The organism is Sneathiella sp. D3-11 (assembly GCF_055809395.1).
In genome coordinates this window covers 1,455,430-1,467,990 of the sequence record NZ_CM147911.1, presented here as the reverse complement: position 1 = coordinate 1,467,990, position 12,561 = coordinate 1,455,430, and the positions used below count along the sequence as shown (strand labels likewise).

General features: G+C 50.0%; 14 protein-coding genes and 1 pseudogene. 6 read left to right on the top strand and 9 right to left on the bottom strand.

Annotated elements, in window-relative coordinates; translation table 11 throughout:
• Positions 1 to 5 precede the first annotated feature (5 nt).
• The 4 genes from AC0L73_RS07575 to ygfZ form a co-directional block, all read right to left on the bottom strand.
• Positions 6 to 209, bottom strand: coding sequence for a hypothetical protein (locus AC0L73_RS07575; RefSeq protein ID WP_227952760.1), 204 nt, complete (start codon positions 207 to 209; stop codon positions 6 to 8).
• Positions 206 to 781 (bottom strand): DNA-3-methyladenine glycosylase I, encoded by a 576-nt coding sequence (locus AC0L73_RS07570; RefSeq protein WP_227952762.1) that lies wholly within the window; start codon positions 779 to 781, stop codon positions 206 to 208. The genes AC0L73_RS07575 and AC0L73_RS07570 overlap by 4 nt, the downstream gene beginning before the upstream one ends.
• Before the next feature lie 106 nt (positions 782 to 887).
• Positions 888 to 1,271 carry a VOC family protein gene (locus AC0L73_RS07565; protein ID WP_227952764.1) on the bottom strand — a complete coding sequence of 128 codons (384 nt, stop codon included), beginning with the start codon at positions 1,269 to 1,271 and terminating at the stop codon, positions 888 to 890.
• 85 nt (positions 1,272 to 1,356) lie between these two features.
• A complete protein-coding gene (gene ygfZ, locus AC0L73_RS07560; RefSeq protein WP_473655240.1) occupies positions 1,357 to 2,247 on the bottom strand; it encodes a CAF17-like 4Fe-4S cluster assembly/insertion protein YgfZ in 891 nt (296 codons plus the stop codon).
• Positions 2,248 to 2,377: 130 nt separating this feature from the next.
• Here ygfZ and pyrC point away from each other — a divergent pair, with 130 nt between their 5' ends.
• Both pyrC and AC0L73_RS07550 read left to right on the top strand, forming a co-directional pair.
• Positions 2,378 to 3,460, top strand: a complete 1,083-nt coding sequence (gene pyrC, locus AC0L73_RS07555) for a dihydroorotase (RefSeq protein WP_415776555.1) — start codon at positions 2,378 to 2,380, stop codon at positions 3,458 to 3,460.
• A gap of 76 nt (positions 3,461 to 3,536) precedes the next feature.
• On the top strand, positions 3,537 to 3,998 hold the full coding sequence (locus AC0L73_RS07550) for a GFA family protein (RefSeq protein WP_227952769.1): 462 nt from the start codon (positions 3,537 to 3,539) through the stop codon (positions 3,996 to 3,998).
• Between the two features lie 24 nt (positions 3,999 to 4,022).
• Here the strand turns inward: AC0L73_RS07550 and AC0L73_RS07545 are convergent, their stop codons facing one another.
• A complete protein-coding gene (locus AC0L73_RS07545) occupies positions 4,023 to 4,286 on the bottom strand; it encodes an usg protein (RefSeq protein WP_227952771.1) in 264 nt (87 codons plus the stop codon).
• Between the two features lie 160 nt (positions 4,287 to 4,446).
• Here AC0L73_RS07545 and acuI point away from each other — a divergent pair, with 160 nt between their 5' ends.
• Positions 4,447 to 5,436, top strand: a complete 990-nt coding sequence (gene acuI, locus AC0L73_RS07540; protein WP_227952774.1) for an acrylyl-CoA reductase (NADPH) — start codon at positions 4,447 to 4,449, stop codon at positions 5,434 to 5,436.
• Between the two features lie 2 nt (positions 5,437 to 5,438).
• Here acuI and cysQ read toward each other — a convergent pair whose 3' ends face one another.
• Positions 5,439 to 6,218 carry a 3'(2'),5'-bisphosphate nucleotidase CysQ gene (gene cysQ / locus AC0L73_RS07535; protein WP_473655239.1) on the bottom strand — a complete coding sequence of 260 codons (780 nt, stop codon included), beginning with the start codon at positions 6,216 to 6,218 and terminating at the stop codon, positions 5,439 to 5,441.
• An 89-nt stretch (positions 6,219 to 6,307) separates the two neighbouring features.
• The gene (locus tag AC0L73_RS07530; protein ID WP_227952778.1) at positions 6,308 to 7,369 is read right to left on the bottom strand and encodes an acyltransferase family protein; all 1,062 of its coding nucleotides are present in this window, start codon (positions 7,367 to 7,369) and stop codon (positions 6,308 to 6,310) included.
• Between the two features lie 129 nt (positions 7,370 to 7,498).
• Between AC0L73_RS07530 and AC0L73_RS07525 the strand changes: the two are divergent.
• Together AC0L73_RS07525 and mobA are read left to right on the top strand one after the other, a co-directional pair.
• Positions 7,499 to 8,364, top strand: a pseudogene (locus AC0L73_RS07525) (formate dehydrogenase accessory sulfurtransferase FdhD).
• Entirely contained in the window at positions 8,361 to 8,990 is a 630-nt protein-coding gene (gene mobA / locus AC0L73_RS07520; protein ID WP_473655238.1) for a molybdenum cofactor guanylyltransferase MobA, read from the top strand. The pseudogene AC0L73_RS07525 and the gene mobA overlap by 4 nt, the downstream one beginning before the upstream one ends.
• On the opposite strand, the gene AC0L73_RS07515 is transcribed toward mobA, so the two are convergent.
• Complete coding sequence (locus AC0L73_RS07515; protein ID WP_473655425.1) at positions 8,987 to 9,835, bottom strand: DMT family transporter; 849 nt, start codon at positions 9,833 to 9,835, stop codon at positions 8,987 to 8,989. The genes mobA and AC0L73_RS07515 overlap by 4 nt on opposite strands.
• Before the next feature lie 177 nt (positions 9,836 to 10,012).
• Complete coding sequence (locus tag AC0L73_RS07510) at positions 10,013 to 10,891, bottom strand: LysR family transcriptional regulator (RefSeq protein WP_473655424.1); 879 nt, start codon at positions 10,889 to 10,891, stop codon at positions 10,013 to 10,015.
• Between the two features lie 131 nt (positions 10,892 to 11,022).
• Here AC0L73_RS07510 and AC0L73_RS07505 point away from each other — a divergent pair, with 131 nt between their 5' ends.
• Positions 11,023 to 12,516 carry a CoA-acylating methylmalonate-semialdehyde dehydrogenase gene (locus AC0L73_RS07505; RefSeq protein WP_227952784.1) on the top strand — a complete coding sequence of 498 codons (1,494 nt, stop codon included), beginning with the start codon at positions 11,023 to 11,025 and terminating at the stop codon, positions 12,514 to 12,516.
• Positions 12,517 to 12,561: the final 45 nt, after the last annotated feature.

Below are 12,561 nucleotides of genomic sequence, written 5' to 3'. Positions count from 1 at the left end.
CGTTCCTATTTCGTCAAACTATCTAGGCCACAAAAGAGAAGTTCGTCGCGCAGGCGGAGCAGCCGATTTCGCCGGTGTAAATCCCCCTTCTCTTCACAAAAACGCGCTGCTTCTTCCAGAATTTCTTCCGCCCGGTCTCCATATTTTTCCCGATAATGAGTGGCAACATTCCCAGTCAGGTCATGGATTTCGCGAATCTCTTGCCTCATACGAGCCTCTTGACTTCTTCGTGTCGCGGGCAGCTCACCACATGGTCATTGATCATGCCGACCGCCTGCATAAAAGCATAGACAATGGTCGGGCCGACAAATTTAAACCCGCGCTTTTTCAGATCCTTTGAAATGGTTTGGCTGAGATCGGTTTCCGCCGGCACTTCGCTCATTGACTGCCAGCTGTTTTGCAGGGGCCTACCATCGAGATAGTTCCATAGCAACTTTGAAAAGCCGCCATCTTCCGTTTCTTCAATCTCGAGAAAGAGTTGTGCGCCCTTGATTGTCCCGAGGATTTTTGCACGATTGCGGACTATGCCGCTATCCTGCATAAGAGCCTTCACTTTGGCGTCATCATAGCGCGCAATAATTTCCGGGCTGAAGTTATCAAAGGCAGCTTTGAAATTCTCCCGCTTCCGTAAAATAGTGATCCAAGAGAGTCCCGCCTGAAACCCGTCGAGAATGAGTTTTTCATACAGGGCGCGGCTGTCATATTCCGGCACGCCCCATTCCTCATCATGATAGGCCTTGTAAAAAGGGTCATCCCCATACCAGGTGCAGCCTTCAGCCATTTATCTTTTTTCCCTTTTTTGTAAGCTAATAGCGAATCACCGCCAAAGGTGAGTTAGTCCGATTTAACTTAAGTCTAATGCAAGGCGTAGCGATAAAGCTACTCATCTACTCCAATTCCTGCTCCGGTTTGAAGCAGACAGCTTCAATCTTATTGCCGTCGGGATCAAGGACAAACGCTGCATAATAATTCTCTTCATAATCCCTTTTGCCAGGTCCACCATTATCCGTGCCGCCACTTGTGAGCGCGGCAGCATGAAACGCGTGAATGGAGGCTTGGTCCGGCGCACGGAAGGCGCAGTGAAAGCCTTGGGCCTTTCCAATATCCTGATGCTCTACCAGCCAGAAAAAGGGATTTTTCCGAGATGGGCCATAAGCAACGCTCTCGCCGTAATCGGCGACTTTCTTGAGACCAATCGTGGATAAGACGGCATCATAAAAGGCCTTTGATCTCTCCCGATTGGTGATGCCGATAGACACATGATCCAGCATTTCAAAATCTCCCCTAAATTAATGTTCATGATATGTTCTATATTTATAAAAGGAAATATGACGTCTCGGCAAGCCATAAATGCCTTTATTGTTTTTGGAGTTCTGGGAGGTCTATGTAGTCAGGCTGAACAATTTTGACGCCTTTGGGCTCCAGATCCTCCGGGTTTGCGGGCAAGCTCTCCAGACGGACAAGCGCGAGACCCTGTCCGTTAGAAAAAGAGCGCACGTCAGCGATTTCGCGGCCTTGTTGCAGGATTTTATCGCCGCTATGAAGGGTGCCATTATATTCAATTCGAAACAGGCGTTTTTTGATTTTCGCGCGATGTTTGGTGCGGGCGGTCAGTTCCTGCCCCACGTAGCAGCCTTTGGTGAAGCTGACGCCATTCAGTTCGTCGAAATTTGCCTCTAAAAGAAAATTCTTCTCCGGTAGGATATCGCGGGCACCGTCCGGAACGCCGAGGCGCAATCGAAGGGCATCATATGCCTCTTCTTTAGCGAGGGTTGCGGTCGGAAACATGGTGGCCGGATGGAACTCCTCCGAAGCGTACATGCGTACCCCAAGTGCTAGATTGCGCGGATCGGCAAGATAGAGAACCCCGTCACTATCAATAATCGAACCAACTTTTCCCGGGGTATTCACCGCTGAACTGGAGAAATCTCCAAATAGGGAAAAAACGCTCTGATCGCTCTCGGTGATGGTGACATCGGCCCGAAGCTTATAGAGCGTCAGGCGGCGGACGAGATCATCCTTCCGATCTGCCGCACAATCGAGGAGGTAGCTATCTCCTGATTTCAGAATAAAAAAATCATGGAGAAATTTACCTTGCGCCGTAAGAAGCGCGGCATAAATGCCTGACGTATTGCTGACCCGCGCCATGTCATTTGTGATGAGGTTCTGCAAAAAGTCCCATACATCCTTGCCTGTCAGGACAAGGACTGTACGGCTTTCTAATTGTGCGACTGTCAAATTCGTCATGTGATTCTTTCCAGATCCGGGCTAAATCCCGAATGCCTCATACAGGTATGATAGGAACGCGCCCTTGGCAAGAGAGGGTATGCGTATTATGAAGAAACCGCAATTTCGACATAACGTGTGGGATCTCGATATGAGCCAGGCTGACAGCGGACCAAAGACTTCCTTCCAGGCGAGCAAACGAGCTGCGATTACAATTCGGAGGCCGGATGACTGGCATGTTCACTTGCGGGACGGGGCGATGCTCAGTGCGGTTGCAATATTTACCGCACGGCAGTTTGCGCGGGCCATTATAATGCCAAATCTTGTGCCACCGGTGACGACGATGGCGGCTGCGGAAAGTTACCGGAAAAGAATTCTCGCCACACTACCGGAGGGTTCAGATTTCACGCCGCTCATGACATGCTATCTCACCGACAGCATCGATCCGGAAGAAGTGCGGCGCGGGCATGAGGCTGGCGTATTTACGGCGGCAAAGCTTTATCCCGCAAACGCGACGACAAATTCCAGTCATGGTGTGACGGATATCCGCAATATCTACCCGGTGCTGGAGGTGATGCAGCGGATGAAAATGCCACTTCTGGTGCATGGCGAGGTGACCGATAGTGATGTAGATATTTTTGATCGTGAGGCAGTCTTTATTGAGCAAGTTATGATCAATATCCTTAAAGACTTCCCGGAGTTGAAAGTGGTGTTTGAGCATATTACGACGGCCGATGCCGCCGCATTTGTGTCAGAAAGCGGTGCGAATATTGGCGCAACCATTACACCGCATCACCTTACTTTTAACCGGAACGAGATTTTTAAGGGAGGAATACGGCCACATTTTTATTGCTTGCCCATTGCGAAGCGAGAAAAACACCGCCTCGCGCTTCGACGGGCGGCGACGTCGGGGTCCCCGAATTTCTTCCTCGGAACAGACAGCGCCCCCCATGCCATCCATGACAAGGAATCGGCCTGCGGTTGCGCGGGGTTATTCAATGCACCCTATGCGCTGGAAAGCTATGCGATCGTTTTTGAGGAGGAAGGCGCGCTGGACAAGTTGGAGGCTTTTGCCTCAGAAAATGGGCCGAAATTCTACGGCCTGCCTCTGAACGATGGCCAAGTGACTTTGGAGCCTGCAGAGGCCGCGGCGGTCGAGCAGATTGAAACGTCAAATGGCGCGCTGGTCCCTTTTCTTGCCGGTGATACACTGAGTTGGCGTTTTCAAGGCTGAGTTCACGCACATATAATTTTCAGTGTTCCTTGCTTTATTCTCCCCTTTCGTCTTGAGGAAACATTTGCATCCGAATATGGTTGAAAAGATAAACAACGAGATGGAGGCAGTGAGTATGGTGGGGATAGAAAGAAAAGGAAACTGCCTGTGCGGAGAGGTGAAAATCAATGCGACGGCACCTGATAATACTGTAGGCGCCTGTCATTGCAGTAAATGTAGGAAATGGGGCGGCGGCCCGTTCCTGTCAATTGATTGCGGATCAGACGTCAAATTTGACGGCGATGAAAATATCTCGGTTTTTAATTCGTCGGAATGGGCAGAGCGTGGTTTTTGCAAGAATTGCGGAACCCATCTTTTTTACCGGCTCAAGAGTAATGGGCAGCATATTATGCCGTTGGGTTTGTTTGAGGACGATGGCAATTTTGTTTTTGATCATCAGATTTTTATCGATGAAAAGCCCGTGTGCTATTCATTCGCAAATGAGACGCTGATGATGACCGGCGCAGAAGTTTTCGAGAAATACTTATCCCCGGAATAGCCGGTATTTTGATCCGTCGAGACGCTAATTTATAAGATACTCAGTGCCGCTATATTTTAGTTCACTTGGACTGATAAGTTTTTTTGACGCGACACGAACGGAATGTAGCGGGCCGTCGAGTTCCGCTTCCCAAAAATCCAGAAACTTTTTCAATGTCGGGTATTTCGGGGCCAGGTCATATTCCTGCCAGATATAAGTTTGCAGAAATTCCGGATAGTCGGGAAGGTGATACAGGATCTCTGCGGTGGTTAATACGTAGCCTTGTAACATTTTCTCCATTTCAGACATGTTGTTACTCCATTCTACTGATAATCAGGGGGAGCCTCTCTGCCCACAACATTAATATTAGAATATATACATTAACAATCAATTGCTTATGTAATTTTGGCTTTTATTCCCGGCCTCGTACGAGCTATAAGGGGTAAAATATAATGAGAGGAATATTGAAATGAGCGACACATTCAGAGCCTTGGTCATAGAAGATCAGGATGGAAAACAGCAGGCCGTATTCAAGGACCTAACAGTCGGAGATCTTCCTGATGAGGACGTTCTTGTCGAAATTTCCTACTCAACGCTGAACTATAAAGATGGTCTCGCCGTTTCCGGCAAAGGAATTGCGCGCCGTTTGCCAATGGTTGGCGGCGTTGATCTTGCTGGTACAGTCCTGGAAAGCAAATCTCCGGACTTTAAGCCGGGCGATAAGGTCATCGTCAATGGTTATGGCCTCTCTGAGCTTTATTGGGGTGGATACAGTCAAAAGCAAAAACTTAAATCCGAATGGCTGATCAAGCTGCCAGATGCCTTTTCGATGCAAGAATCAATGGCGATCGGTACGGCGGGATATACCTCCATGCTTTGTGTATTGGCGCTGGAAAAAGCCGGTGTGACGCCAGACAAAGGCGAAATTCTGGTGACGGGTGCCGCAGGCGGCGTTGGCTCCGTTGCGATCGCGATACTTGCCAAGCTTGGCTATCAAGTAGTTGCATCGAGCGGGCGGGAAGAAACCCATGATTATTTGAAAAAGCTGGGGGCCAAGGAAGTTATCAGTCGTGAGGAAACAATGGGTAAGGGGCGTCCCTTTGATAAGGAGCGTTGGGCCGGTGCCGTCGATTGCGTCGGCAGCAAGATTTTGGCCGCTGTGATTGCTCAGACTAATTATGGAGGTGCCGTTGCCGCTTGTGGCTTGGCTGGCGGGAATGACCTCCCGACGTCGGTTCTCCCCTTCATCCTTAGGAGTGTTTCCCTGCTTGGTGTTGATAGCGTTATGGCTCCACGCGAAAAGCGTATTGAGGCCTGGTCGCGTTTGGCAACGGATCTTGATAAATCTCTCTTTGCTGACATGACGCGTGTTGAACCGATGAGCAATCTGCCGACACTTGCAAATGATATTCTGAAAGGTCAGATTCAGGGGCGTGTCGTAATCGACGTCAACGCCTGAGATTAAGAGTTTTCGGGGCGGCCTTTGGCAACAAAAAACGGGTTGTCATGGCCGTCCTTTCCATAGGTAAGCGGCGCGCCATCAAGCGTTTCAACTGTGCCGCCCGCTGCCTCAAGAATAGCCTGTCCAGCGCCGATATCCCATTCCATAGTGCGCCCAAAGCGGGGATAGAGGTCGGCTTTACCCTCTGCCAGAAGACAGAGCTTCAGAGATGAGCCCGCGGAAATGAGCTCAGCTACTTCAAACTTTGCGATATAGTCATCGGTCTCTGGCGTTCTGTGTGACCGACTTGCGACAACAGTGAGCCCGCCCGCTGGGGGCGTGCGCGCGGCAATGGCTTTAGGCTCGTTCTCACCATCCTGCCGCCAGACCTTGCCGGATCCTTCGGCATAATAGGTTGTGTCCTTAACGGGCACATGAATCACGCCCATGGTCGGTCGGCCTTGCTCGACGAGCGCGATATTAACTGTGAACTCACCGCGTTTCTGAACAAATTCTTTTGTTCCGTCAAGAGGGTCAACAAGCCAGAAGATGCCGCCCGATAAATCGGGGACTTTTCCGGCTGCTTCGCTTTCTTCGGCCAAAACTGGAATGTCAGGAGTGAGCTCTTCGAGCCCTTTTAGGATAATTTTTTCTGCTTCAACGTCCGCTTCCGTAACCGGAGATGAGTCAGTCTTTGTCTTCACGTCGAAGTCCTGCTGGTAAATTGTCAGGATCTTGTCGCCGGCCTCCCGTGCGAGTTTAGTGATGGCCAAGGTGAGGGCCGGACGGTCGAGTGTCATGAATTATTCCTGATGACATGATGGGGCCGAAATCAATCAACAACATATCGATTAAAACGGCTATGTCACTCCCGAAAAGGTTGGAAGGTTTATTTTGTGGGGATGGCACTGCGGCTGCGCAATTTGAATTGTTTAGCTATCCCGAGGGAGGGTTTCTCAATGATCGTCCATGATAGAACCGCGCAGAGGAGAGTGAGCGGAAGGGCATATATAATATTGAGAAACGGGTTGGTGATATCTGAATAGGCAACGAGTTGCTGAATGGGAAAGGCGTATATGTAGATGCCGTATGAATAATCCCCGAGCCGGTTATAGTTCTTGATTTTTCCACCAGGTAAAAAGGCGAGTAGAAAAATGATATAGGTGAGGGACAGCATGAAAATTTCCCGAAAAAAGAAGCTGTCGTAAAGAAGCGCGGTCAAGATCACAAGACCACCTCCAATTCCCCAGTGCAGGATAATTTTCTGCCGCCATACAAACAGAACAACGCCAACCAAGAAAGGAAAGGCCAGCTTAGCAAGTGCCACCAGTCGGGATTGCGGTTCGAAATAGATGATGGCCGCGTAACAAACGATAAATGCAAGCCATGCAATGAGCATGAGGCGGGGCGTTTTTAACAGCCCTGCAATCCCCAAAGCAGTCACGAAAAAATAGCAAACCAGTTCATGACTCAATGTCCAGAGGGGAATATTGATTGAACCGCCGACGGGATTGCCTTTGAATACGCCAGGCAGATATTGTTCAAGCGAAAACAGTGTGAAATTGCGCAAAATATAATCTGGCGCCGCGAGCCATACCGACTTAACGTCAGCGACCGTTATCAACGGGGCCAATATCAACGCGGTAACAAGTAATACAACAAGGAGTGCTGGAAATATCCGCATAACGCGCGAAAACCAGAAACGCTTGAAATTTGGATCACGGATATAACTTTGTGCAATAAGATATCCGGAGATCGCGAAAAAAATGGAAACGCATATTATTCCGAGGTCAATTCCATGCAGAATGTCATGGAGAGGCTGTTCGGCGATACTGCCCGTTGAAATTGGCCAGGCGTGAGAAACCAGTACGCCGGCCGCGGCAAACATCCTGATCAGATTCAGGTTGTTGTCACGCCCCTTGTCGACATCTGACAAAAATACTGATTTCATGGGACACTTTCTTGGGTTGCTGTCTGAAAAGGTCCGTTACTCTGAAATAACGGGTCGATCACCGACTGCTAAACTGCTAATTTAACACGAATTTATTTACAAATAAATGTACTGGGGTGGCGAACAAGGATGAAGGAGTTTACGATCACACCCGATCCAAAAGCGACCGCGCTGAGCGAGAGTTTGGGCGGCGTTGATCAAAATGGTACCGCGGTCGTTTTGCCTGTCGTTGTTGAGAGGCCGCTCACCTTGTTTCTTAATCGCCAGGAGATTGTTACAATGATGACCATTGGCGATTATCCTGACTATCTCGCGCTTGGATATTTGCTTAACCAGAACATGCTGCAAATGGAAGATGAAGTAACAGGCATTGATTATGACGATGACCTGGGTGTTGTCGTGGTTCGTACAGAGCGGGAAACGGACTTTGAAGAAAAGTTGAAGAAGAAAACACAAACCTCCGGCTGCGCGCAGGGTACTGTCTTCGGCGATGTTATGGAGAAGTTTGGGGATATTATCCTTGATCCGGAGGCGGTGCTTAAGACCTCCTGGATTTATGCTCTTTCGCGCAAAATTAATCAGCAACCGTCGCTTTATTTGGAAGCCGGGGCCATTCATGGCTGTGTCCTATGTGAAGAAGATCGTCCCCTTGTTTATATGGAGGATGTGGGTCGGCATAATGCCATTGATAAAATTGCTGGATATATGTGGCGCCATGGCATCTCTTCAAAGGCAAAAATTTTTTATACGACCGGGCGGCTAACGTCGGAGATGGTGATCAAGACAGTCCAGATGCAAATCCCGATTGTCATCTCTCGATCTGGCTTTACGGCCTGGGAGTTGATCTTGCCCGTCAAGCTAATCTGACGCTCGTTGGTCGAGCAAAAGGTAAGCGTTTTGTTTGCCTATCTGGCGTTGAGCGGCTGGTTTTCGATATCGACCCAGCGACAGTTCCGGAAGAATCCAGTAAACATCAGCGAAAGGCTGCCCGATGACAGGCGATCCACAAAAATTTCCATGCCTTTTACTGGCAGGTGGACAATCGCGGCGAATGGGCGGCGGCGCAAAGTTTTTGAAGAAGCTGGGGGGGAAGACCCTGCTGATGCATATTGTTGATGCGCTCCGCCCGCAAGTTGGTGAATTTGCACTGAATATGAATATGGAAGCGGGCGCTGATACACCGCCTAATATTCCCGTCATAAAGGATAGTATTTCTGGGTTTGCGGGTCCTCTCGCGGGAGTATTAACCGGTATGATGTATTTTAATGAGAGGGGCATGAAGGCAACCCATATGCTAAGTGTGCCAACGGATGCCCCCTTTATTCCTGCTGATCTTGTCGGGCGCCTCGCATCTGGAATAGAAGGTAATACCAACAAAATTGTCATGGCGAATTCGGTCGGAAGGGTGCACCCGGTTGTCGCGCTCTGGCCTCTCTCGCTTGCCGAAGACCTGCGGGCCGCGCTGGTTGAGGAAGATCTCCGAAAAATTCTTGTCTTCGCAGACAGATATCCCCGAAGCGAGGTTGTCTGGAACGAAAGCGAGGGTGACCCGTTCTTCAATATCAATCGGCCGGAAGACTTTGAAGAAGCGGAGCGACGGTTGTCCCGTGCCCTGAGCTAGCGCGATTTGGAGGGAATGTTTATTAGTGCGACGCCCAGGATGGCGGTCAAAATGCCTAGGCCGACGATAAACGAAAACTGCTCTCCCAGAACGACGATGCCCAGCATCACACCAACGCCCATCCTTAAATAGCTCTGGCTCGCTGTACCAAGGGATCCTAGCGTGTTGATCAGACGGAAATAGAGGAGTAGGGCCAGTGCCGTTCCAAAGGTGCCAAGGATGACAACCGCAGTGAGCGATTCAATAGACGGAGAAAGCGTCCAGGGTTGATCAATGATAAGGCTCGCCGGAATGAGGACCGCGCAGGCTGAAATCATAACGCCTGCAGCGGTAACGGTCGAGGGAAGAGAGGCGAACTTCCGCCCGTTGATCGCCGCATAACCATACAGCATGGCACTTGCAAGGATCGCGAGTTGAGCGACGACTTGTTGTCCCAGGCTTTGCAGGGCATCGACGCCGATGATCAGAATCACTCCGGCAAGTCCGATAAAGGCACCTGCAATCTTTCGGATTGTTACTGTCTCATGCCGGGTAATTAGCCAGGTTAGTAGAAAAACGAATATGGGTGACGTTGAATTCAGGACGGTGGCGAGACCGCTCTCGACATATTGCTGGCCCCAGGCAAGAAGTGTCCAAGCGCCGAAACTGTTAAAAAATGACTGGATCGCAAAATTTCGCCATGTCGGGAGATCTGTTGGCAGCCGGTACCCCTGTCGCCAGACAACAATCAACAAGACAAACGCCGCGACGGATACGCGGAGCGCAACGAGTGATGCTGGCGGAATTGTCTCTACACCGATGCGAATGAGAAGATAAGAAGATCCCCAAAGGCACGCCAGCAGGATAAGCAGAAAATATTCTCTCGTTCGATTTATGGGTGACGCGGAAATGAGACTGGCCTTTGTTGGTTAAGTTGGATGCGCTTTGGAGAATAGCTTTCTTGATTTTGAAATTGCTTCGTTCCGGATCGAACTATCCGCAGAATGATACAACCGAGCCATGTTGGGAAGATTAATGTTTGATCAGGCCTCTCCCATTAGCTTTTTCCGCCGTCGCTCGACAATATCGCTCAGGAAATCACTAACGGCCTTGATGCGCGCAAGGTCGTGTATGTCTTCAGGGGTATTCAGCCAATAGCTCCGTTCGATGCTTACGTCTTCGGGGAGGATTGGGACAAGCTCTGGATACTCATCAACCGAAAAGCAATGTAGGATACTGATGCCCGACCCGGCGAGGGTTGCTTGAAACTGGAAAACAATGCTGGAACTTTTCAGGCTGATATTTGGATTTCCGATGACATCATTCAGATAGAGAAGCTGCGGGTCTGGCACCAATTCTTCGATATAGGAAATAAAGTTGTGGTGACGCAAATCCTCTCGTGTTTTTATTGGTTCGTGATTTTTGAGATAGTCCTGCGTCGCATAGAGCCGAAGCCGATAGTCGGTCAGTTTTCTGGAGATCAAGCGGCCTGAATTAGGACGGCCAAGGGTGATGGACAAATCAGCCTCTCGCTTGGAAAGGCTGACAAATCGGTCATTAGCCACGAACTCTAATTCGATCTTGGGGTGCAATTTTTGAAACGCAGGCAGCTCTTTTGACAAAAACTGACTGCCAAATCCTTCCGGGACACCAAGACGCACCGTCCCGGTAAGTGTTTGGTTTTCACCACCAACCGTATCCTGCACAGTCGCAGAGGCGCTTTCCATCTGTTCTGCCAGTGGAAGCAGCCTTTCACCGGCCTCGGTGAGGACAAACCCACGCGATGTGGCTTCGAATAATTTGGCGTCCAGTTTTTCTTCCAGTGCGAGGACACGGCGGCCAACAGTAGTATGATCCACTTTGAGTGCTTTAGCTACTTCCGTCAGGCGGCCTTTACGGCTAAGCTCTAAAAAGAAACGAATGTCGTTCCAGTCAAATATAATAAATACCTCGTGTGCAAATTTACACAGGGAATGTGCGTTCTTATCTAATTACTTTGCAATTTTACCTATGTAAAGTGGCGTGAAATAAGCGCTCATTGGGAGAAAATAGAATGACAGAACAGTTGAAGCATTATATCGGCGGTCAGTATGTGGCCGGGACGTCCGGACGGTTCAGCCCGGTTTATAATCCAAGTACCGGCGAACATATGGCAGATGTTCCCCTCGCGACGGAAGCTGAAATTGGCGATACGATTGCCAACAGCCTTGCGGCTTTTCCTGATTGGGCAAATACCTCCCCGATTACACGTGCGCGGGTTATGTTCAAATTTAAGCAGCTGGTCGAAGAAAATATTGATGAGCTAGCCGCGCTGCTTGCGAGCGAGCACGGCAAGGTACATTCCGACGCCAAGGGCTCGATCATTCGCGGTCTTGAGGTTGTTGAATTTGCCTGTGGTATTCCGCATCTTCTTAAAGGTGAGTTTTCCGACAATGTCTCTTCCGGCATCGATATGTACTCAATGCGCAAACCCTTGGGTGTTGTCGCGGGTATCACGCCATTTAACTTCCCGGCGATGGTGCCAATGTGGATGTTCGCGGTCGCCATTGCTTGCGGCAATACGTTCGTTCTGAAGCCATCGGAAAAAGATCCTTCCCTGCCAATGCGCCTTGGGGAATTGATGCTGGAAGCGGGTGCGCCGAAGGGTGTGCTTAATGTTGTCAATGGTGACAAGCTTGCGGTGGATACTCTTCTTGACGATCCGCGGGTAAAGGCGATTAGTTTCGTGGGCTCCACACCGATCGCGAAGTATGTCTATTCCCGTGCAGCTGCGGCCGGTAAGCGCGTGCAGGCCATGGGCGGTGCTAAAAACCATATGCTGGTCATGCCGGATGCAGATATGGACAAAGCCGTTGATGCGCTGATCGGCGCAGGTTACGGCTCCGCCGGGGAACGCTGCATGGCAATTTCGGTTGCTGTTGCGGTTGGTGACGCCGGCGATGAACTGATCGAGAAACTGGCACCAAAGGTGCGCGGCCTGAAAGTCGGGCCGAGTGCGGCTGATGGCGACATGGGTCCTTTGGTCACGAAAGAGCATCTTGAAAAAGTCAAAGGCTATGTCGATCTCGGGATTGAGGAAGGTGCTGATCTGGTCGTTGATGGCCGTGATCTCTCGCTTCAGGGATATGAAAATGGCTTCTATATGGGCGGGTGTCTTTTCGACAATGTCGGAACGGATATGCGCATTTATAAAGAAGAAATCTTTGGGCCGGTCTTATCCGTTGTGCGGGCGCCCACTTTCAATGACGCCATTGAGATGGTCGATAACCATGAGTTTGGGAATGGCACGTCGATCTTCACACGAAATGGCGATGTTGCGCGGGCCTTTTCCAACAATGTTGAAATTGGCATGGTTGGTGTGAATGTGCCGATCCCGGTTCCGTTGGCTTTCCACAGTTTTGGTGGCTGGAAGAATTCCGCTTTCGGTGATCATAATCAGCATGGACCCGAAGGTGTACGCTTTTACACCAAAGTGAAGACGGTCACGTCACGTTGGCCGGACAGCATCAAGGCCGGTGCCGAATTTATCATGCCGACACATAAATAAAAGTCAGAAAAAGATGCGGGGCTCATGGGGCTCCGCGCATATCTA

What these genes read in the sequence shown, in the direction of transcription:
- AC0L73_RS07570 (WP_227952762.1), bottom strand. Translation starts at nt 781, where the DNA reads ATGGCTGAAGGCTGCACCTGGTATGGGGATGACCCTTTTTACAAGGCC.
- AC0L73_RS07575 (WP_227952760.1), bottom strand. Translation starts at nt 209, where the DNA reads ATGAGGCAAGAGATTCGCGAAATCCATGACCTGACTGGGAATGTTGCC.
- ygfZ (WP_473655240.1), bottom strand. Translation starts at nt 2,247, where the DNA reads ATGACGAATTTGACAGTCGCACAATTAGAAAGCCGTACAGTCCTTGTC.
- pyrC (WP_415776555.1), top strand. Translation starts at nt 2,378, where the DNA reads ATGAGCCAGGCTGACAGCGGACCAAAGACTTCCTTCCAGGCGAGCAAA.
- AC0L73_RS07565 (WP_227952764.1), bottom strand. Translation starts at nt 1,271, where the DNA reads ATGCTGGATCATGTGTCTATCGGCATCACCAATCGGGAGAGATCAAAG.
- cysQ (WP_473655239.1), bottom strand. Translation starts at nt 6,218, where the DNA reads ATGACACTCGACCGTCCGGCCCTCACCTTGGCCATCACTAAACTCGCA.
- AC0L73_RS07505 (WP_227952784.1), top strand. Translation starts at nt 11,023, where the DNA reads ATGACAGAACAGTTGAAGCATTATATCGGCGGTCAGTATGTGGCCGGG.
- AC0L73_RS07545 (WP_227952771.1), bottom strand. Translation starts at nt 4,286, where the DNA reads ATGTCTGAAATGGAGAAAATGTTACAAGGCTACGTATTAACCACCGCA.
- mobA (WP_473655238.1), top strand. Translation starts at nt 8,361, where the DNA reads ATGACAGGCGATCCACAAAAATTTCCATGCCTTTTACTGGCAGGTGGA.
- acuI (WP_227952774.1), top strand. Translation starts at nt 4,447, where the DNA reads ATGAGCGACACATTCAGAGCCTTGGTCATAGAAGATCAGGATGGAAAA.
- AC0L73_RS07530 (WP_227952778.1), bottom strand. Translation starts at nt 7,369, where the DNA reads ATGAAATCAGTATTTTTGTCAGATGTCGACAAGGGGCGTGACAACAAC.
- AC0L73_RS07550 (WP_227952769.1), top strand. Translation starts at nt 3,537, where the DNA reads ATGGTTGAAAAGATAAACAACGAGATGGAGGCAGTGAGTATGGTGGGG.